The sequence below is a fragment of the Tenuifilum sp. 4138str genome, assembly GCF_041102575.1.
GTDB lineage: Bacteria > Bacteroidota > Bacteroidia > Bacteroidales > Tenuifilaceae > Tenuifilum > Tenuifilum osseticum.
On record NZ_JBGCUE010000001.1, the window covers coordinates 241997 to 262314 of the forward strand.

Annotated in this window: 18 protein-coding genes and 1 tRNA gene; 9 read left to right on the forward strand and 10 right to left on the reverse strand. The window is 42.2% G+C overall.

The features are described from left to right. Window positions 1–103: 103 nt before the first annotated feature. From AB6811_RS01000 to msrA, 3 genes are all read left to right on the forward strand, one after another. A complete protein-coding gene (locus AB6811_RS01000) occupies window positions 104–592 on the forward strand; it encodes a PaaI family thioesterase (protein WP_369488335.1) in 489 nt (162 codons plus the stop codon). Between the two features lie 302 nt (window positions 593–894). After that, on the forward strand, window positions 895–3540 hold the full coding sequence (locus tag AB6811_RS01005; protein ID WP_369488336.1) for a DUF5916 domain-containing protein: 2646 nt from the start codon (window positions 895–897) through the stop codon (window positions 3538–3540). 327 nt (window positions 3541–3867) lie between these two features. Further along, window positions 3868–4497 carry a peptide-methionine (S)-S-oxide reductase MsrA gene (gene msrA / locus AB6811_RS01010; RefSeq protein ID WP_369488337.1) on the forward strand — a complete coding sequence of 210 codons (630 nt, stop codon included), beginning with the start codon at window positions 3868–3870 and terminating at the stop codon, window positions 4495–4497. Between the two features lie 540 nt (window positions 4498–5037). Here the strand turns inward: msrA and AB6811_RS01015 are convergent. Next, window positions 5038–5196 carry a hypothetical protein gene (locus tag AB6811_RS01015; protein WP_369488338.1) on the reverse strand — a complete coding sequence of 53 codons (159 nt, stop codon included), beginning with the start codon at window positions 5194–5196 and terminating at the stop codon, window positions 5038–5040. Between the two features lie 522 nt (window positions 5197–5718). On the opposite strand from AB6811_RS01015, the gene AB6811_RS01020 reads away from it, so the two are divergent. From AB6811_RS01020 to AB6811_RS01035, 4 genes are all read left to right on the forward strand, one after another. Further along, window positions 5719–7815: a M3 family metallopeptidase gene (locus tag AB6811_RS01020; RefSeq protein WP_369488339.1), complete on the forward strand. Its 2097-nt coding sequence runs from the start codon at window positions 5719–5721 to the stop codon at window positions 7813–7815. Between the two features lie 128 nt (window positions 7816–7943). Then, entirely contained in the window at window positions 7944–9194 is a 1251-nt protein-coding gene (locus AB6811_RS01025) for an amidohydrolase family protein (RefSeq protein ID WP_369488340.1), read from the forward strand. A gap of 57 nt (window positions 9195–9251) precedes the next feature. Next, a complete protein-coding gene (locus AB6811_RS01030; protein ID WP_369488341.1) occupies window positions 9252–10781 on the forward strand; it encodes a KamA family radical SAM protein in 1530 nt (509 codons plus the stop codon). A gap of 81 nt (window positions 10782–10862) precedes the next feature. Next, on the forward strand, window positions 10863–12044 hold the full coding sequence (locus AB6811_RS01035; RefSeq protein WP_369488342.1) for an MFS transporter: 1182 nt from the start codon (window positions 10863–10865) through the stop codon (window positions 12042–12044). On the opposite strand, the gene AB6811_RS01040 is transcribed toward AB6811_RS01035, so the two are convergent. Both AB6811_RS01040 and AB6811_RS01045 read right to left on the reverse strand, forming a co-directional pair. After that, a complete protein-coding gene (locus tag AB6811_RS01040; RefSeq protein ID WP_369488343.1) occupies window positions 12041–12802 on the reverse strand; it encodes an MBL fold metallo-hydrolase in 762 nt (253 codons plus the stop codon). The genes AB6811_RS01035 and AB6811_RS01040 overlap by 4 nt on opposite strands. Further along, window positions 12803–13714 carry a bile acid:sodium symporter family protein gene (locus AB6811_RS01045; protein WP_369488344.1) on the reverse strand — a complete coding sequence of 304 codons (912 nt, stop codon included), beginning with the start codon at window positions 13712–13714 and terminating at the stop codon, window positions 12803–12805. Window positions 13715–13767: 53 nt separating this feature from the next. Between AB6811_RS01045 and AB6811_RS01050 the strand changes: the two genes are divergently transcribed. Further along, entirely contained in the window at window positions 13768–14484 is a 717-nt protein-coding gene (locus AB6811_RS01050; RefSeq protein WP_369488345.1) for an SAM-dependent methyltransferase, read from the forward strand. Window positions 14485–14486: 2 nt separating this feature from the next. Here AB6811_RS01050 and AB6811_RS01055 read toward each other — a convergent pair whose 3' ends face one another. The 5 genes from AB6811_RS01055 to AB6811_RS01075 form a co-directional block, all read right to left on the reverse strand. After that, window positions 14487–15479 carry an FKBP-type peptidyl-prolyl cis-trans isomerase gene (locus AB6811_RS01055; protein WP_369488346.1) on the reverse strand — a complete coding sequence of 331 codons (993 nt, stop codon included), beginning with the start codon at window positions 15477–15479 and terminating at the stop codon, window positions 14487–14489. A 51-nt stretch (window positions 15480–15530) separates the two neighbouring features. Then, window positions 15531–16382, reverse strand: coding sequence for an FKBP-type peptidyl-prolyl cis-trans isomerase (locus AB6811_RS01060; protein WP_369488347.1), 852 nt, complete (start codon window positions 16380–16382; stop codon window positions 15531–15533). A 41-nt stretch (window positions 16383–16423) separates the two neighbouring features. Next, complete coding sequence (locus AB6811_RS01065) at window positions 16424–17314, reverse strand: FKBP-type peptidyl-prolyl cis-trans isomerase (protein ID WP_369488348.1); 891 nt, start codon at window positions 17312–17314, stop codon at window positions 16424–16426. 61 nt (window positions 17315–17375) lie between these two features. Further along, entirely contained in the window at window positions 17376–17906 is a 531-nt protein-coding gene (locus AB6811_RS01070; RefSeq protein ID WP_369488349.1) for an FKBP-type peptidyl-prolyl cis-trans isomerase, read from the reverse strand. A gap of 3 nt (window positions 17907–17909) precedes the next feature. Then, window positions 17910–18932 carry a DHH family phosphoesterase gene (locus tag AB6811_RS01075; protein ID WP_369488350.1) on the reverse strand — a complete coding sequence of 341 codons (1023 nt, stop codon included), beginning with the start codon at window positions 18930–18932 and terminating at the stop codon, window positions 17910–17912. A 90-nt stretch (window positions 18933–19022) separates the two neighbouring features. Here AB6811_RS01075 and ndk point away from each other — a divergent pair, with 90 nt between their 5' ends. Continuing rightward, on the forward strand, window positions 19023–19442 hold the full coding sequence (gene ndk / locus AB6811_RS01080) for a nucleoside-diphosphate kinase (protein ID WP_369488351.1): 420 nt from the start codon (window positions 19023–19025) through the stop codon (window positions 19440–19442). Between the two features lie 260 nt (window positions 19443–19702). Here ndk and AB6811_RS01085 read toward each other — a convergent pair. Both AB6811_RS01085 and rplS read right to left on the reverse strand, forming a co-directional pair. Continuing rightward, a tRNA-Arg gene (locus AB6811_RS01085) sits at window positions 19703–19776 on the reverse strand. Window positions 19777–19861: 85 nt separating this feature from the next. Continuing rightward, window positions 19862–20230 carry a 50S ribosomal protein L19 gene (gene rplS / locus AB6811_RS01090; protein WP_369488352.1) on the reverse strand — a complete coding sequence of 123 codons (369 nt, stop codon included), beginning with the start codon at window positions 20228–20230 and terminating at the stop codon, window positions 19862–19864. Window positions 20231–20318 lie beyond the last annotated feature (88 nt).

Consider the following 20318-nt stretch of genomic DNA (forward strand, 5'->3'; position numbering starts at 1 on the left):
GTTTTTCTCAAAATTATTAAAATCTGTTTAAAATAAACATATGTTTTAGGTTTATGTTTTTTAAAATTGTTTTAAAATTGTCAAGGTAAATAATTGAATTGAAATGGTTGCAATAAAAAATCCATACGAGGGTTTGCCAGAGCACGGCTGTTTTTGCTGCTCCAGTAAGAATCCTATTGGTTTAAAGCTCAGCTTTTGGTACGATGAAACTAATCAAACCGTTGAAACCCGTTGGTTACCTGAGCTAAATTATCAGGGTTACCACGGTGTTTTGCATGGTGGCATTCAATCGACCCTAATGGACGAGGTAGCAAGCTGGTGCATATACATACTTGAAGGTACAGCGGGAGTTACGCACAGCATGGAGATTGTTTACAGTAAGCCGATGCTAATTGGTAAAGGCCAAGTGGTAGTTCGAGGCCGAATTGATAATCGTGAAAAACGTTTGGTAACCGTGCATGTTGAACTTTTTGATGGAGAAAGCAACCTTTGCACTACCGGTAAAATAAAATACTTTGTTTTTCCACCCGAAATCGCCAAGTCAAAATATGGATATCCCGGCAGGGATGCATTTTTGGACGGAGGTGAGTAGTGACAAAAAAATAGTAAAGGTTCGAGAACCGTTAGCCGTAAACCGTTAGTCGTAAACCGTTAAACATTTTGGTATTAAGCGTTTACTATGTTTCAAGAATAGTATTTCAATATACTGTCAACAATCAACCACCAACTATCAACAATCAACTACCAACCGTTAACTATCAACTATACTCAACGTAACTCTTTTGCAAAGCCAACGTCCACACGCTTTTAGCAATTATTAACACTTCTAAAGTAGCCTTTGAGCAGCATTAGGCGTCATATATGCGTCATTTGGTTAAAAAAACTATTTTACCTATGAAGCATAACCTTACCGCATGCTCAATGTTGATGGCAGCAATGATTACTTTTTCATTCAATACATTGTTGGCCCAGGAAATGTCAAAAAATACATGCACAGCGTTACATGTTAATCCCCATCCCCCTATAATTGATGGGGCATTGAACGATGAGGTTTGGCAAAAAGATAATTGGTGTAGTGGATTTACCCAGCATGAACCCCATAATGGTGCTGAACCATCGCAGCAAACGGAGTTTATGATTACGTACGATAACGATTACCTATATGCTGCTTTCCGGTTGCACGATACTGAGCCCGATAAAATTGTAGCACGCGTTACCCGTCGCGATGATATTGAGGGCGATTATGTTGCAATAGGTATTGATTCCTACTTTGACAAACGCACCGCATTTATTTTCTGCGTTTCAGCTTCCGGTACAAAAATGGATATGGTCATGACCGAGAATGGTGATAGGGAAGACCCTAACTGGGATCCAATTTGGTGGGCTAAGACTACACGAAACCCGAACGGTTGGACTGCCGAAATGAAAATTCCCCTGAACCAGCTCCGATTCTCAGCAGCCGATGTTCAAACCTGGGGTATTCAGGTGGGGCGTCACCTTTACAGGAACCAGGAAACCGATTTCTGGCAGCATGTTCCTAAGGATGCGCCGGGTTTTGTGCACCTTTTTGGTGAGCTACATGGCCTGAAAGGCTTAACACCCAAGCGCCAGGTTGAGATTGCACCCTATGTTGTAACCAAAACAGAGAGCTTTAAACCCGAAGAAGGGAACCCTTTTATGACCGGAAGGCGCAATGGTTTGAATGCCGGAGTGGATGCCAAAATTGGTTTAACCAATAACTTTACCCTTGATTTAACTGTAAATCCCGATTTTGGCCAGGTTGAGGCTGACCCCGCACAGGTGAACCTTACAGCATTCGAAACCTATTTTGAGGAAAAGCGACCTTTCTTTATTGAGGGGAGCAACCTGCTTAACTTTCCGTTAATGTTTGGTGATGGCGACCTGGCTACAAACAACCTATTTTACTCCCGAAGAATTGGTAGAGCACCCCAGCATTACCCCGACTTGGGCGATAACGAATATGCACGAGTACCTTCAAACTCAACTATTCTTGGGGCTGCCAAGTTAACCGGCCGATCAAGTAGTGGTTTATCGGTTGGTTTGCTCCAAAGTGTTACAGGTAATGCATGGGCAAATATCGATTCTGCTGGTAACCGCAGCCATGAAATGGTTGAACCGCTCACAAACTATACCGTTGTTTCCGCAAAACAGGAATACAATGAGGGTAATACAATAGTTTCGGGAATGGTTACCTCAACCAATAGAGCACTATCGGGAATAATGGCCGATGAGTACCACCGTAATGCTTTCTCGGGGGGAGTGGATTTAATGCATTTATGGGCAAACAAAAAGTACCTGGTTGAAGCCAAACTATACGGGAGTCACGTTAATGGAAGCAAGGATGCTATTCTGCTTACACAAACCAACTCATCCCACTATTTTCAACGCCCCGATATTAAACATGTGAAGATAGATTCATCCAGAACATCGCTTACGGGAACTGGGGGTGTGCTTCAATTCGGCAAAGTGGGCGAGGGTCATATACGCTACATGGCTGCGGTTGCTTGGCGTTCGCCTCAGCTGGAAATAAATGATATTGGTTATGTTCAAAATGTTGATGATATATTCCAGGTAATCTGGGTTGGGTTGCGATACTGGGAACCTACTAAGGTTTACAGGTCGTTGAATGTTAATATTAACCAATGGACGGGCTGGAATTTTGGTGGCGAATCAACCTATAAGGGCGGAAACATAAACCTGAACCTTCAACTACCCAACTACTGGTATGTTGGGGGAGGTATTAACTGGAATGGCGAAAACCTTAGTGTATCGGAACTTAGAGGTGGCCCTGCTCTAAAATTACCAGGGGGATGGAACTACTGGCTTAACCTTAACTCCGATGGACGGAAGAAATTAATTGTTGGTGTAAGCAATAGTGCCTATATTGGCAATAACAATAGCTCTGTAAGCCATAATTACTCATTATCATTGACATACAAACCTCTAAAAAGCTTACTGCTAAGGGTTAGCCCATCGTACTCGTTCAGTAAAAGTGAACTTTCCTATGTGGATAACATAAGTACTGAGAGTGATACAAGGTATATTAGGGGACATCTGAATAGGAACACCTGGGTGATGTCGTTACGGGTGGAGTATAGCATTAACCCTGAACTGTCAGTTCAATACTATGGAAGGCCATATTTTACAAGCGGTAAGTATTCCCAGTTCAAGTATATTACTCAGCCCAGGGCCAAAAAGTATACCGATAGGTTTTTGACATATACCGATTCACAGATAAGTTATGACGCCGACAATGAGGTATATCTGGTAGATGAAAACACCGATGGCACAACCGATTACTCATTTGACAATAGGAATTTCAATTACTTGAACCTACAGTCAAACCTGATTGTTCGGTGGGAATACCGCCCCGGTTCTACGGTTTACTTTGTATGGACCCATGGGAAAGAAAATTTTGAATCGGTTTACAGCAATTCCATTGGCAACGATATTGATAACCTTTGGGATTCGCACCCACACAACATATTCTTGGTTAAATTTTCGTATCGATTTAATTAAAGCAAAGATACCGCAATGTATAGCCGGAATTTGTATCCGGCTTTTTTTATTTTATCCCACGTCGGTTTAACTGTTCTCTTTTCTTCTAACTTCCTCTAACTTCCTCCCATTCCCAATATTCCGTCTCATTCCGACCCATTCCTGCCTCAAGTCTCTCGTTTCACGTTTAACGGTTCACGGTTCACGGTTCACGGGCTCAAACTCCCTCTAACTTCCTCAAACTTCATCTCATTCCTACTACGTTGGTATGCAGTATTTTTAGGTGACTTTGAACAACACCCTAACAAATTCGTTAATATCTTGGTCAATGATTAAATTGACTTTGAAATGAAAAAGCTAACGTATGTGTTAACCCTTTCGGCCTTAACCCTAACCTTAATGTTGGGCTGTAAGGCACAAAAACCAGTTGAAACTATGAGTGCTAAAACCGAAACCGTAACCTTAGGAGCTGGATGCTTCTGGTGTGTTGAGGCAATTTTTAGTAGAGTGAATGGTGTTGTTAAGGTAGAATCGGGTTATTCTGGTGGTCACGTTGTAAACCCTACCTATCAGGAGGTTTGTACCGGCAATACTGGCCATGCCGAGGTGGTTCAGGTAACCTTTAATCCCGATATAATACCCTTTGCCAAAATACTTGAAATCTACTTTAAAACCCACGACCCAACTACCTTGAACCGACAGGGCGCCGATATTGGAACGCAGTACAGGTCGGTAATTTTTTACCATAATGAGGACCAAAAGGCTACAGCCATTGAAATTAAAAACCAGCTCGATGCCGCTGGCATCTGGAGCTCGCCAATAGTAACTGCCATTGAGCCATTCAAAAACTTTTACAAGGCCGAAAATTATCACCAGAACTACTACGAGGGCAATAAAAACCAACCCTACTGCCGAATGGTAATAACACCCAAGCTGGAAAAGTTCGAAAAGGTTTTTTCTGATTACTTGAAGAAGTAGAACGATAGTCGTTAATAAATAACCCTTAAGCGTTGAAGGTTCTGAATTCAATGTTGTTTAGTTAAGGATATTTGTCATGTTGCGCTCAAGCGAAACATTACGCTGTCGTGCTGAGTCCCGATTTATCGGGATAGACTTCGCGAAGTATCTCATTGCTGATTTTCTTCAATCCTTTGAAGAGATCCCTCGACTTTGTTGGGGATGACAAAAACCCTATCTTCCTTTCTGCACCCTTGTCATGCTGAGCTAGCCGAAGCATCTTTTTACCTTTAATCCTTGTTGTTTTTTTTGGTAACCGCTCTTTGCCATGCTTTTCTGTTGCGATGCAACGTTTCCCCCTTGCTCTTTGGATTATGTATTGCGTGCATCGCCAAAAATTTTGAATACCACAATACCCAGGGTTAAAACCCTGGGCTTAGTCGATTTGCCCCTATGGGGCGGGAAACGGTCTTCGTTGCTTGTTGTTCGTGAAACTATTGTCATGCTGAGCCTAGTCGAAGCATCTCTTAGTACCTTCAACTCATCTTTAATGCAATACCTTTACCAACACAATGAGTCATACGCAGTGGCATAAAAGCCTGACCCGGCAATGGGTCGTGGGTGGAACGTGGCGGTGGGGCTAGTAAGCGATACCATTTGAGCCACGCTGCAGGCGTGGCGAATAGTATCGCGCGGCAGTTCCACCCGCGGGGTACCCATCGGGTCGGGCTTTTCAGCCTTGATTTTCTTTGGTTCTTTCTTGTATCTAGACAAGAAAGAACGTGAAAATCGCTCTTCGTCATGCTTTTCTGTTGCGATGCAAAGCTTCACCTTTGCTCCTTGGAAAATGTGTTGCGTGCATCGCTATACATGTGGGAATAATCATTGCGTTACAAATATTACGCCCCTACGGGGCTGGAAGCGTTGTTCGTTGTTCGTGAATCATTGTTCGTGAAACTATTGTCATGTTGAGCACGAGCGAAACGTTTCATGGGGTCGATTAGAGATCCTTCGTTGTGCTCAGGATGACAGGCATGTATATTTTTGTTAACTAAACGACATTGGTTCTGAATTATTCGGAATAATATGGGTTAAAGGGAATTCAGGTGAGTTAGAGGGAAAGGGGGAAGGTAGCAATACATGGAAATCTTGAACCTTTACCCTTTATCCTTTATCCTTTATCCTTATTAAACCTTACTTTCTATTTCTCATCCAAAGATTATAAAACCAAAAACTAAAACTATGAGAAAAGTACTTTTCCTTATGCCATTAGCAGCAATAGTTTGCGGGTTTGCGTTGGTTAAAACCGAAAACCCATTCTTTACCGAGTACAAAACACCATTTAAGGTACCGCCCTTTAACGAGATAAAGCTGGAGCACTACGTACCCGCTTTTGAAAAGGGTATTGAAGAGCAGCAAAAAGAGATTGACGCCATTATTAGCAATCCTGAAACACCCAATTTTAAAAATACCATTCTTGCTCTGGACAAGTCGGGTAGGTTGCTAACAAAGGTGAGCACGGTTTTTTACAGCTTAAACAGTGCCGAAACATCGCCTGAGATGCAGGCTATAGCCCGCCAGGTTGCCCCAAAGGTTACGGCACATCACGACAATATAAGCCTAAACGACAAGCTGTTCAAGAGAATAAAGGCGGTTTACGATAACCGTATGAACCTTAAACTCGACAGCCTTCAGCTACGAACCGTTGAAAAGTATTACAACGATTTTGTTCGTAATGGTGCAAACCTAAACGACGACGATAAAGCCAAGCTGCGCGAGATAAACCAGAAGCTTTCGCAGCTGAGATTGAAATTTGGGGAGAATCTGCTCGACGAGACCAACAAGAATTTCATTCTGGTTATCGATAAACCCGAGGATCTTGAGGGTCTTTCAAAGGATATTATTGATGCAGCAGCCATTACCGCCAAGCAGTTTGGCCATGAGGGGAAGTGGGTATTCACACTTCAAAAACCCAGCATGATACCGTTCCTACAATACTCCAAAAAACGTGAGCTTAGGGAAAAGCTTTACATGGGCTATGTAATGCGCTGCAATAACAACGATAAGTTCGATAACAAGGCCATACTACTTGAGATTGCAAACCTAAGGGCTCAAAAAGCAAAGCTGTTAGGCTATGAAACCTTTAACCATTACGTTATTAGCAATAATATGGCCAAGACACCCGATGCTGTTTACAGCTTCCTGAACCAGGTAATGGAACCAGCATTGAATGCTGCCATTCGCGATAGGGATGCCATGCAGGCAATAATTGACCGCGAGGGTGGCAACTTCAAGCTTGCCCCTTGGGATTGGTGGTACTATGCCGAGAAGCTAAAAAAGGAGAAGTATGATTTGGATGAGGCTGAGCTTAAACCCTACTTTAAGCTCGAGAATGTTCGCGATGGTATGTTCTACGTTGCCAACAAGCTTTACGGTATAACATTCACCAAACGCACCGATTTGCCTATTTACCATCCTGAGGTTGAAGTTTTTGAGGTTAAGGATGATAAAGGTCAACACGTGGGATTACTATATCTCGACTACCATCCACGTCCGGGCAAACGCGTGGGTGCATGGTGTGGGCGTTTCCGTCAGCAAACCTATGAGAACGGCAAAAAGGTTGCCCCAATAGTAAATATTGTAACAAACTTTACGCGTCCTACCGAAACCACGCCAGCTCTGCTTACCTGGGACGAGGTTGAAACCCTGTTCCATGAGTTTGGGCATGCCCTGCACGGCCTGTTCACCGATGGGCCTTACGAAAGAATAGCCGGCAGTGTTCCACGCGATATGGTTGAGCTTCCCTCGCAAATTATGGAACACTGGGCAGGTGAGCCGCAAGTCCTGAAGTTCTACGCTAAGCATTACCAAACCGGCGAGGTTATGCCCGATGCGCTGATTGAAAAGTTGCAACGCAGCTCAAAATTCAACCAGGGTTTTGCTACCGTGGAGTACATTGCAGCGGCCATTCTCGATTTGGATTGGCATAGTTTTACAGAGCCTAAACAGGTAGATGTGCTTGAATTCGAGAACCAATCTATGAGTCGTATCAAGCTAATCCCAGAGATATACCCCCGTTACCGTACCTCATACTTTAACCATATTGTTGGCGGATACGCATCGGGGTATTACGTTTATTTATGGGCTGAGGTGCTCGATTCCGATGCCTTTAATGCATTTGTTGAAACGGGCGATATTTTCAACAAGGATGTTGCTGCCAAGTTCCGTAAGTATGTGCTTGCCGAGGGTGGTAACAACGATGGTATGGTTCAGTATCTGAAATTCCGTGGTAAAGCGCCATCAATTGATCCGCTTTTACGAAACCGTGGATTTAAGTAGAATATGAATAGGGGTTGCAAACGCAACCCCTAATTTTTTTCTTTAAGCGATTTTTCCTATATTTACAAGGTGTTTAAAGTGTTTACACGTTCATCTGTGTTTCTAACCCATGTAATCTTCAAAAAGCTATGAATCGATTTTTTTTACTTGTTCTTAGCCTTAACCTTTTAATTGTTATAAGCGGTTGTAAAAAGCCCAAACGATACGATTTGATTGTGGAAAACGCCACCATTCTTACCGATAGCGGTTTGGTTGATGGAAAAACCATTTTAGTGATGGGCGATACCATTGCTGGAATAATAGATGCCGGCGAGCCTGTTCGCACCCGCAAGGTGGTTGATGCCGATGGTGGCATAGTTATGCCCGGTTTTATTGATAGCCATACATCAATTGCCTGTTTTTTCAAGTCGAACGGCAAAGCTTTTGATACTCACCCTAAAAGCCTGACAACCTTTTACCGAAGCATTGTATCCAAGCATTTTTTACCCTATGGGGTAACCACTATTTTTGATGCTGAACCCGATTCCGCTTGGGTTCCTCAAATCGTAAGCTGGAAGCCAAACCCAAAACTTACCGATGTTATGGTTGCACGGTCGGTTGAAATGGGAAAATCTGCATGTAATCCCAGCCAATCACCCTACGTTTTTATTAAGGGTATTTACGATAGCAAAAACCAGGAACACGCGGGGGATAATTGCTTTTGGATTCTTACTGGAGTTCAAAATGGTTTGAACTATCCTAAAAATATCGAGGGGATACAATCAATTATGAATTCGTTACTCCTGTTAACTGGCTCATCCGATAAAGTGTTAAATAGGATTGCGAATATTTATGGCATTAGGCAAAATATACCCGATGAGCTGTTGGCCATTGAGGGGATATCGTATTTGGCTGAAAATAGCCCTGTCTTGCTCGATTCCGTTGCCGCTATTCTTGGGTCAAACAATGCTTCGGTTTCCACAGGGCTTTACCGGATAAAACATTTTGTAGATTCGGGCTTTACCACTTGCGGTATTGAGCCAACCGAAGCAATTAAGCAACGCTTAAAGTATGGATTTGCTCACCTTATGGAATATGTAAAAGCCCTGCATACAAAGGGGGTTGAGCTACGCATTGGCTATAACATGCCATTTGACGGCTCAGCCTTTGCAAAGGAACAGAACCTTCTACTAGAGTCGGGTTTTCCAGTTAACGAAATTGGTAAAATATCATCGTTTAATTCTGCTAAGGCTTTTGCCATTCATGGCAAAAAAGGTAAAATAGCCATAGGCTATACTGCCGACCTGGTGGTATTCCTAAAAAATGACGCTGGAAATAGTTTCGATTTTACTAAGGTAAAGAGAGTAATTAAAGGCGGAAGAGCTGAAAAAATGAAGTAAGGGTAATTTCCAATTGTGATTGACTTAAGTATAATTAACAATAAATTTAAACAAACAATGATGCACAAGGAATTCATTTACCACCCAAGAGATTTTCGAAAAATAGAACTTTGGAAGAATGTTAAAGATGAGGAGTGGTACAATCCTCAATGGCAGCTAAAAAATTCAATCCGGAGTGTTGATCAGCTAAAACATGTCATTAAATTAAACGATTATCAGGAGCAAGAGATACGACGTGTTGTTGATGAGCTGGAACGCCAGGGGAAGGATCCGCTCCGAATTACTCCTTACTACGCTTCGCTAATGGATGAAGATCCATTTCATCCCGATATTCCTTTAGAGGAAAAAGGAAACAAAAGGCTCGATCCAATTTTTTGGCAAAGTGTTCCTACACCAGCCAATCTTTTATTTCCAAATACCGGGAGAGAGGCATCAATGAATGAGGGGTCAAGAAGTTACGGTGCAGCCTATCAGCGTTACCCCAATAGAGTGGCACTTTTTGTTGCGCAAAACACAAGTTGCGCATCCTATTGTGTTCATTGCCAAAGGGCAAAATCGCTTGATGCTACGTGTGATGTGAATATTGAACTTATTAACAAGGGCTTATTTTATATCAACTTCAATAAAAATATTGATGAGGTATTGGTTACTGGTGGCGATGCTTTGCGGGTAAGCAAGAAACGCTTGCAATACGTTTTAGAGGAATTGAGTAAAATGGAACATATTCGTGCCATAAGAATTGCTACAAGAGTTCCAGTGGTTTTACCTATGGCTGTAACTGACGAGATTCTAACATTAATTAAAGAATCGGCCAATCGTTACACAAAGGGTCCGGAGAAATACGTTTACTTCATGACCCATGTAAATCACTATAAAGAAATTACTGCTGACTTTGCAGCAGCCATTAAGCGAATAAATAGTTATGGCTTTACTGTTCGTAACCAAACTGTTTTCTTGAATCATGTTAACGACTATTTTGTTACCCTTGCCAAAACCTTTCGCCGAATGTTTTGGGTTGGGGTTCATCCATATTACCTGCTACAGTGCCATAAAGAGAAAGGGATTGTTCATTTTATATCACCCATACAGGTTGGTCAAATTTATATGAAACACATGCAGGGATGGTTATCGGGTATTGTTAGACCAAATTATGCTGTAAATATTGAAGGAGGAGGCGGTAAAGTCCTATTAATGCCCTTAAACTATGATAATCTAAATATTGACCTGAAAATTGAAGATAAAATTTCGGAGAGTAAAGCAAAGGTTTACACCTGGGATGATAAGGAAATATTTGATTACGAGGCACTAGGACGTGCAACACCCGATGAGTATAACAAAGCATTAAGAATTATGGATAAGTTTATTGGTAGGAAGGGGGTATTTGTACCTAAAATAATTCTCATTGATAACAATGGAAATTACATAGAAACAACCAACCGCACTAAACTTCCAACATTTGAAAAGCAAAAAAAGGCTGTACTGCTTGGTTATGAGACTAACCAATCAGGTATGCCTATAACAAATCCTGCAAAGATTAGTAAAAAGCTCGATGAGCTTTATCAAAAATCTACTTTTTCAAAAAAATAAATCTGATAGTTTCCTCCGCACTATAGGTCATGCTGAATTTTCAGCATGGCCTCTTTTCTTTATATTTGCATTTTTACTGCAATGAAGAATAACATATTAAACCATAATCTAATCCGCCTTTACATTCTCAAGGTCTCCCATTGGTTTATGCTGGTTATGCCCATAGTTGTTTTATTTTACAAGGAGAATGGGCTTAACGTAAGTCAGGTATTTATCCTTCAAAGTGTTTATTCACTTTCCATTGTATTGCTCGAAATCCCATCGGGTTACTTTGCCGATGCACTAGGGCGAAAAAACACCATTTTCATTGGGGCGGTTTTGGGCTTTATTGGCTTTGCAATCTATTCAATTTCCTATGGTTTTTGGGGATTCTTAATGGCTGAGGTTGTGCTTGGTTTTGGGCAAAGTATGATTTCGGGTGCCGATTCGGCTCTGCTTTACGACAGCCTTGTTGACGCTAAGCAGCAAGATAGGTATATAAAGCACGAAGGTAGGATGACCTCAATAGGTAATTTTGCTGAAGCTTCAGCAGGTATTCTTGGCGGATTGCTTGCGGCCGTTAGCATACGTTACCCATACTACGGTCAAACCCTTGTTGCCCTTTTAGCTGTTCCGGCTGCCTTTACGCTTATTGAACCCAAAACCGAGCATAACCGATTGGAACTGGGCTGGAAGCAAATAGTTGATGTTGTAAGGTTTGCTCTCGTTAAGAACTTGCGCTTACGCTGGAACATATTGCTTTCATCGGTGGTGGGAGCATCAACTTTAACCATGGCCTGGTTTGTTCAACCTTGGTTGATACGTGCTGATACACCAGTGGAGGCCTACGGTGCAATTTGGACAGCCCTAAATCTGCTAGTGGGTGTTGCTGCCATGTTTGCCTATAGGGTTGAACTCAAATTGGGAAGGATTAGAACCACTGGGGTTTTAATACTTTTTCTATTTCTTGGCTTTATAATGGCGGGCTTTATTAGGAGTTACTGGGCAATGCCATTTATTGTGATTTTCTACCTGGCTAGGGGAGTGGCTACCCCTATACTAAAAGATAGCATTAACAGAATTGCTCCTGCTCCTATGAGGGCAACAATACTATCGGTTCGAAATTTTATTATTCGGATAATATTTTCGGTTTGGGGGCCCTTTTACGGTTGGCTTACCGATAGGTGGAGTTTAACAGTAGCCTTAACAACAGCAGGATTTATTTTTATTATCCTCTCAATCCTTACATTTATTGTGCTTTTCAAAGTTGAAAGGGAAGATTAAAACTCTAGCTCAAGCCCATCGTAGGCAAGGCATACATTTTCAGGTAATGTTTTCGCTACTTCGTTGTGAAATCCCATTTGGTGGCCAATGTGTGTGATGAAAGCTTTTCGGGGGCTGAGCTGAGCAATCAGTTCAAGTGCCTCGGGCAGTGAAAAGTGCGAGATGTGTTTTTGCGTCCTTAGGGCATTTATTACCAGATACTTAGAGCCAATAATCTTTTCCTTCTCATCCTCGGGAATAAAGTTTGCATCGGTAATGTATGTTAAATCGCCAAATCTAAACCCATATATGGGTAACTTATAGTGGTAAACCCTTATTGGGATGATGTTGATACCCATCACCTCAAATGGTTGACCATCGATGCTATGCATTTCAAATTCAGGGATTCCCGGGTATTTATGCTCAGCAAAAACATAGCTATATTCCCTTTTCAGCTCAGTAAGCACCCTTGCTTCGCCCCAAATATCCATGGGGCGTTTCTGAAGCCAGTTGTAGGCCCTAACATCGTCAAGGCCAGAAATATGGTCGCGGTGCTCATGTGTAAGCAGTATGGCGTGAAGGGTCTTTACCTTGGCCCGGAGCATTTGTTGCCGAAAATCGGGGCCGGCATCAATTACTATGTTTATTCCTTGATGTTCAATGAGTGCAGATGTTCTAAGTCGCCAGTCGCGTGGGTCGGTTGATTGGCAAACCGGACACGGGCATGCTATAACGGGCATACCTTGCGAAGTTCCTGTGCCAAGAAAAGTTATCTTCACTTACAGTGCTTTTGATTTGATTGACAAAAATATCAAATAGAGCAAAACAACCACTGCCATCACAGCGGAAGGTATTGCCGCTTCTTTACCAAAAAGGGTAAGGGCTGTGAACACCGAAAAACCAGAGCTCTTAATCCCAACAAGCATTACCATTGGTATTCTTTTTTCTTGTGAGATATTCAGGCGTCGAGCCAGGATATTGGTAAAATGCCCAAGTCCAAAGATAGTAACAACCAAAATACCTGTAATGCTAAGTAGTAGAGCAGGGGAAGAAAAGAAAACCTGCCTGTTCAACCCTACAGCCACAAAAATTAGTATTGCAAACCCCCAGTCCACAACTTTACCTCTAACCTTTTCAATAAATGGCTTAATGGGTTTCCAAAGCAAAAAGCGTGACACTACCAACGGAGCAACCACAAGCTGAAGCATCAGCAAAAGTAAGTCAGTAGGGTTGATTCCCGATGAGGTAGCAAAGAGTTTTACCATTAAAGGTGCAATTAGGATAGAACCCAGAAATGCTCCTGTAACCGAAATAATGGCGTAAACCACGTTACCTCTCAGAATAAATGAGAAAGGGATTATAGCTACACCCGGAGGGGTGGCTGCAATGATTACAAATCCGTAAAAAAGTTCTTTGGTAGGCATCAGCCAGTATGCCAGTGGTAGCATAACAGCTGAGAATGCAACGTAATTTAAAGCGATACCGGTTAGCATTGGTTTGAATATATGTGGTTCGCTCCTTAGCTGCACAAGGCTCATGCCCGTCATGGAGAATGTCATGGTTAATGCTAGTGCAGGGAATGTCAGAAACTTCAAGGAACTTGCATGCTCACCCACAATAATCCCTGCAATTACAGCAAAAACCAATATTGCATTCCGGTTCAATACTATAAGCTTTAGATATCGGAACATTTGCATTACCTTCGTAAAAATTTTTAGTAAATATAGATAGAAGGATTGAAAAAATGGCTGAAGTTAAAGGAAAACTATACCTAATTCCTACACCCATCAGCGGTAGCGAACCCGAAAATGTTTTACCCCAGCGTGTTATTGACATAACCAGGCACTTAAGTTACTTTGTGGTAGAGGAACTAAGAACTGCACGCCGGTATTTGTCGCGTATAAAGGTTCAAAAACCGATTGATGAACTTGTCTTTTTTGAGCTGAATGAACATTCCCAGCCCGAGGCGGTTGAGGCTATGCTTACACCCTTACTTCAGGGTTACGATGTAGGGCTTATGTCAGAAGCAGGTGTTCCCGCTATTGCCGATCCTGGTGCTATACTTGTTGCTGCTGCTCACCGTAAGGGAATACGAGTAATTCCTCTTGTTGGGCCAAGTTCAATCCTGCTAACCCTAGTGGCAAGCGGCCTTAACGGACAAAACTTTGCCTTTGTGGGTTATCTCCCTGTAAAACCCGACGAACGACGCAAGCGAATCAGGATACTTGAACAGCGCTCGCGGACTGAGGGACAAACACAGCTTTTTATTGAGGCTCCTTACCGTAATATTCAGCTCCTAAAGGATTTGATTAGTGTTTGCAATGAACAAACTACCATAGCCATTGCTACAGAGTTAACATCAGCTGATGAACTTATTATTACCAAAACAGTAAGGGAGTGGAAAAATATCCCACTCCCCGATATCAATAAGAAAAACACTGTATTTGCTTTACTGGCTTAAGGTTATTTGGGTTTAGTTGATGCTTTGCCCTTGCTGCTGAAATAAATGTCAAAGATAAGTGGTGTGAAAGGCGGTATGTTACTGTTGCCAATGGAGTCGTAACCGCAAAACGATGGTATTATTGCTCGTCCCCATTCGCCTTTTTTCATGCCTAAAAGCGCTTGGCTAAACCCTTTTATAACATCATTGCCTCCCACAGTAACTTTTAGCGAGTCGGTTGAGCTAAACTTTCTGCCAAGCTTTTGGGCCACGCTATCAATGTTGGTGTCAAAAACAAATCCATCGAGAAACATTCCCTTGTAGTAAACATAGGCAATAGAATCCTTTGCAAGTGTTACCGTATCAACGGTAGGTGGGGTTAGCTGAATGTAGTAAATGCTATCGTTTATGGGTTCAAGTCCAGGGTAATTTTGTGCTACATAATCATTAATCAAACTTTTTTCGTATGCTCTTGGATCTTTGATTACCTTATGGAGTTCAATATCGTAAATTAGCGACTGGTAGCCCAATCCGTTGGTTGCACTTGAGGTTCCGTAGCCAAGGTTATACGGAATGTAAAGGGTGGCTTTGCCTCCTTCCTTTAGATAACCCAACCCCTCATAAACCCCTTTGAGTAGCGTTCTGCTGTATCCGGTTATTTGCACGGGTGCTTTTTCATACTTTACAAATACAGGTGTGTAATGATAGTTGATATCAAACCTGTCGTATTGTTTTATAAGCTCACTGTTATCGGTAAACCAAACTAATCCATCAAGGGTTTTTTCAGTATAGGAGTACAGAATCCAATCGCCTTTTTGCGGCGTAAGGCCGTTACCTTCGGCTTGGCTTACAAAGTATAAACCACTTGGTTTTTTAGCATCGGCGGGGATATTGTTAACCTGAATCCATGCATTAAAACGAGCCATTTCATCACCTTCGGGGTCTTTAAAATCCTTATCGCACGAAATGGCTGAAAGTGAAAGGCCTGCAATAATCAAAAGCAAATTTCTATTCATAGTTTCTATTCAATTTCCTGCAAATATACTATTTACCAATTCAATTCAAAGTTAATTGGTTTTAATACTATCAAGTTTAACAGTTATTTCCACCGGGGTGTAGGGTGAAACCTTTGGGGTTCCTTTTTTTCCATACGCTAAAGGCGATGGTGCAATAATATTTACTGTACCGCCCACCGATGCCAGGGTAAATCCTATACGAACAGCATGAGGAGTTAGGTTGCTGAGCGTAATTGGCTCGGTTGTGGTAGAAAAACTTTCAATTTCCTGTCCGCCAGTTAGTTTAACTATATAGCTACCAAACACCTTGTCGGTTTCTGTTGGCCGCACTAAACCGGTATCAACCACTTGCTGGTAGTACAGGCCGCTGGAGTGAAGCGTATATTCTGAAAGATTGATAGTTTTAAAAAGATTTTGCTCGTTTACCTTTCCAGGGCCATTCAAGTAGATAATCTCAACATCGAAAGCTAATGGCGACCATGGCATTACCGGGCCAACATAGCTATCGCCAAATCCGAGGTTCGATGGAAAAAGGATTGTTGCCTTTTGGTTTTCCCTACAAAGTAGCAAGCCGTACTTCAAGCCATCGAGTAGGGGAGTTGAGCCTATAACAGCCCTTAGCGGTTCAAACTTGCGAACAATGGTATCAAGCTTAGCTTCAATGGCAACCGATTTAATATTGGAGTCAAAAACTGAAATGGGTGAAGTAATGGTGTAGCCCTTATACCAAAAAAGAATGGTATCGCCATAGTTTACTTCGTAACCATACGATTGTGATTGGGGTGAGCAGTAAACCCCATTACTTTTTGTGTAATTCCATTTTTTACTGCTTATGTAGCTTTCGATACTTTTTTCTTCAGCGTATCGTTTATCGGTTTCCAGTGAGTTGTCGCACGAAGCCACGACGGTCAAAAAACTCGAAAAAAGAAAAAAATGTGTTAATCTCATTGTGCTAAACCTTTCTTAACCTCCAGTATTTCAAGTTCAAAAATCACCGAAGTAAATGCGGGTATCATACCGTTTGAATTACCCTGTTGCCCAAAAGCAAGGTGCGATGGCACAATAAGCATGGCCTTTTCTCCCTCGCGCATTTTACCAATGGCCTCCTCCAAGCCCGGAATCACTTGCCATTTCTGGCCGTAAACAAACTGGAATGGTTCGCCCCGCTTGCGGGTGGAGTCGAAAAGTTTTCCGTTTAGGAAACGTCCCTCGTAGTGTATGGTTACGGTATCGCCAATTTCAACGCTACTGCGTTGTGTTTTTACTTGATGAATTATGTAAAGCCCCGATTCAGTTGGCTGTGCATCAACTTTTTGGCCATCGAGGTATTGCTTTAGTATAACCTTTTCGTATTCGCCAAAGTCGTTTATCCAGCTCATGAATGCTTCCATCTCTTTTTGGAACTCCTCGGCAGTTTTAACCTCAAGTAGTTTGATGTCAACCCTCATGAATTCACCGGGGTTGATAAACCTTGGAAGCGATGTTCCAAGGGTTTTGGTAAAGAATGGCTCAGCTTGAATGTAGAACGATGCACTATCGCCGGTATTTAGCATCAGAAAGCATTCGTCAATGGAGCCTTCATACTCAGGCGCGGTTAATTGAAACTGACGAACACCCTGGAAGAAAAGGGAGTCGTTTATGGTGCGGTATGCAATTACTGCTGTTACGTAATTAATTATCGATGCAGGGGTGTCGCCTTCGCCAAGCGTAATGAGCTTGTAATGAATTCCACTATCGGTTACGCTGTAACCGGGGAATAGTTTGGATTTATTTGAACATGCCGCAAGGGTTAAAAGTGCCATAACGGCGGGGATAAATAAGCGATTCATTGCCATGGAGTGCAGGGTTTTAGTTTTGTTTAAGGTTATAAATTTCATTGTAAAAATAGAAAATATTTCAATGCTGAACATCAACCAGCTCAACCTCATAAACTATTGAAGCCCGGGGGGGGATTTTATCCATATCGCCAATTAAACCATGAGCAAGGTGTGGTGGTAGAATAAAAAGAGCTTTTTGCCCTTTCCGCATGAGCATAATGCCCTCCTCCAGTCCCGCTTCAACTCCTCCATGCCCCACTACCATATTTTTAGGTTTGCCTGGTTCTGATTTGTAGCATTCAGTTCCGTCCAGAAGCGAAATGCGGTAGTAGTAATTGACCAAATCACCTTTTTTGGGGTATTCACCGTAACCCTTACCATAAACATATACAAATAGTCCGCTTGGGCTTTCTTTCATGGTTAACCTATGCCTATCGATATAGGCTTTTATTAGCTCCCTATCCTTCTCGGTAAGCTGATAGTTAATACCCAAAAGCTTTTGCTTGGTGTCTGGAATTGATTTTGGCTGTTCCGCAACATTTTGTGTTGAAGGATTGCAGGCACTCAGCAAAAGTAAAAAAATCAAAAGGGTATTTATTTTATTTACCATACACTATGAGTTAAGTTCTATGGAATGCTTGGCAATTAGCTCCTCAAACTGTTTCACAGCCTCATCCATACCCATGAATGCTTTTCCACCAGCAGCATTTTTGTGTCCTCCGCCCTGGTAGTATAGCTTTGAGAAAGTGTTTACAGGGAAATTACCCCTTGAACGCAACGAAACTTTCACGAAACCTTCGTTTTCAGTGAAAAGAACTGAAAAAACGATGCCTTTAATCGATAATGGATAGTTAACAAAACCCTCGGTATCGCCAATCTGATGTTTGAACGTATTTAGGTCGTTTCGGCTAAGCCAAATGCAAGCTGCACGATGCTCAGGGTAAACCTTCATGCGTTCGGCAAGAGAGAAGCCAAGCAGGCGCATTCGGTTTTCCGAAAAGTTATTGTAAACCAAACCTTGAACATCCTCAACAATTACTCCTTTGGCTATTAGCTTTCCTGCAATGGCAAATGTCCGCTCGCGCGAGCATGCGTAGCTGAACGAACCTGTATCGGTCATAATGCCAGTGTAGAGGCTTACTGCAGACTCATAGTTAATAATACTCTCGCCATAAATTTGCTCAATAACCTCATAAACCAGTTCGGCGGTTGAGCTGACCTCAGTGTATGAAATTGATATATGGAAAGGGCTTTCGGGTTCAGGGTGATGGTCGATAAGAACCCGTTTGGCGGGCGATTTTTCCAATACTTCGGCCATATCCTCTACCCGCTTGAATCCGTTAAAGTCCAAACAGAATAGCAGGTCGGCATTTGAAAGCAAATCCTCTACACCCTTTTTATCCCTTGAGTAGTGCATAATCTTATCGGCATCGGGCAGCCAACCTAAAAAGTCGGGAAAACCATTGGGTGTAACCATACGTGAGTCGATACCCTTTGCCCTAAATGCATGGTATAGGCCAAGAACTGAGCCAATAGCATCGCCATCGGGGTTGTGATGTGTGGTTATTACTATGTTTTTAGAACTGCTTAGCGCCTTTTTCAGCTCGTTAAGTTGACTTTTATCTATTTGAAGCATCCGTTAGGTTATTTTTATAAACTGTTTACAAAGATATGTTTTGAGTTTTACTTTACATTTACTATTTTGGGAAAATAAATTAACAGCCATATGAATACACGGTTTACTTTTTGTATGATAAAACCCGACGCCTTTAAAAGCGACACGGTTAGCGATATCTTGCTCGATATCCTTAAAGCTGGCTTTAAGATCCGAGGGATAAAGATTACCATGCTCACCAAGTCAAAGGCTGAGCAGTTTTACGATATACACCAGGGAAAGGAGTTTTTTGATAGGCTTACAACCTTTATGAGTTCAGGGCCTGTAATGGCAATGGTTTTGGAGCGCCCCGATGCGGTTGAATCGATGCGGAAGCTGATTGGTAAAACCGACCCAGCCCAGGCCGAGGAGGGAACAATCCGGAAAAAGTTCGGGTCCGACACAACCCATAATGCCGTTCATGCAGCCGATAGTTACGAAAATGCCGAGCGCGAGTGGAGTTTCTTCTTCTCCAAGAGAGAAATTTATTAGTGAGAGCCTTTAGTTTTAGGGTCTTTTTTTAAGAACGAATTTGTTTGATAGTTTGAAAAAAATTCATTAGCCACTCTCAACAAAAAACCATCAACTAAAAACGAACAACTATCAACTAAAAAAGCCAGTCTGTATTGACTGGCTTATCAAGTGACCCCGGAGGGATTAGTTCCGCTTCGCTTCATGATCCCTCCGGCAATGCTTGCAAGGGTTTCTTTACCAAATAAAGAAAGCCAGTCTGTATTGACTGGCTTATCAAGTGACCCCGGAGGGATTCAAACCCCCAACCTTCTGATCCGTAGTCAGATGCTCTATTCAGTTGAGCTACGGAGTCGTTTGTTTTGCGTGTGCAAAGATAGATATAATTTTTTTTTCCTGCAAAGGGTGGTCAAAAAAAAAATCCCCAAACGGGGATTTTTTTACATATTTTCGCCTTCAACGCCACGTTTCTTTTCTTTGATGCGTGCTTTTTTACCGGTAAGGTTACGCAGGTAGTAAATACGAGCCCTACGCACTCTACCTTCCTTGGCAACTTCAATTTGTTCAATGAAAGGTGAGTGTAAAGGGAAAATCCTTTCTACGCCAACACCCCCTGAAATTTTACGAACGGTAAAGGTTTCAGTAGCGCCGGTTCCCTTACGCTGAATTACAACACCCCTGAAGTTCTGAATACGCTCCTTGTTACCTTCCTTAATCTTGTAGTGAACAACCACTGTGTCGCCACTCTTGAAATCGGGGTGATTCTTTTTCTCAACAAATGCTTGTTCGGCAATCTTAATGAGATCCATTTTATACTGTTTTATTTGATTAACACTAAGGTGTGGAATATTACCGGCTCCTAAGTCCTGATAAGAGATTACACACCAATTCGGCCGC

Coding starts and splice junctions, on each gene's coding strand:
- AB6811_RS01065 (WP_369488348.1), bottom strand. CDS start 17,314: ATGGCAATGAATCGCTTATTTATCCCCGCCGTTATGGCACTTTTAACC.
- AB6811_RS01070 (WP_369488349.1), bottom strand. CDS start 17,906: ATGGTAAATAAAATAAATACCCTTTTGATTTTTTTACTTTTGCTGAGT.
- AB6811_RS01055 (WP_369488346.1), bottom strand. CDS start 15,479: ATGAATAGAAATTTGCTTTTGATTATTGCAGGCCTTTCACTTTCAGCC.
- msrA (WP_369488337.1), top strand. CDS start 3,868: ATGAAAAAGCTAACGTATGTGTTAACCCTTTCGGCCTTAACCCTAACC.
- ndk (WP_369488351.1), top strand. CDS start 19,023: ATGAATACACGGTTTACTTTTTGTATGATAAAACCCGACGCCTTTAAA.
- AB6811_RS01025 (WP_369488340.1), top strand. CDS start 7,944: ATGAATCGATTTTTTTTACTTGTTCTTAGCCTTAACCTTTTAATTGTT.
- AB6811_RS01075 (WP_369488350.1), bottom strand. CDS start 18,932: ATGCTTCAAATAGATAAAAGTCAACTTAACGAGCTGAAAAAGGCGCTA.
- AB6811_RS01050 (WP_369488345.1), top strand. CDS start 13,768: ATGGCTGAAGTTAAAGGAAAACTATACCTAATTCCTACACCCATCAGC.
- AB6811_RS01015 (WP_369488338.1), bottom strand. CDS start 5,196: ATGGGTACCCCGCGGGTGGAACTGCCGCGCGATACTATTCGCCACGCC.
- AB6811_RS01030 (WP_369488341.1), top strand. CDS start 9,252: ATGATGCACAAGGAATTCATTTACCACCCAAGAGATTTTCGAAAAATA.
- rplS (WP_369488352.1), bottom strand. CDS start 20,230: ATGGATCTCATTAAGATTGCCGAACAAGCATTTGTTGAGAAAAAGAAT.
- AB6811_RS01045 (WP_369488344.1), bottom strand. CDS start 13,714: ATGTTCCGATATCTAAAGCTTATAGTATTGAACCGGAATGCAATATTG.
- AB6811_RS01020 (WP_369488339.1), top strand. CDS start 5,719: ATGAGAAAAGTACTTTTCCTTATGCCATTAGCAGCAATAGTTTGCGGG.
- AB6811_RS01000 (WP_369488335.1), top strand. CDS start 104: ATGGTTGCAATAAAAAATCCATACGAGGGTTTGCCAGAGCACGGCTGT.
- AB6811_RS01005 (WP_369488336.1), top strand. CDS start 895: ATGAAGCATAACCTTACCGCATGCTCAATGTTGATGGCAGCAATGATT.
- AB6811_RS01035 (WP_369488342.1), top strand. CDS start 10,863: ATGAAGAATAACATATTAAACCATAATCTAATCCGCCTTTACATTCTC.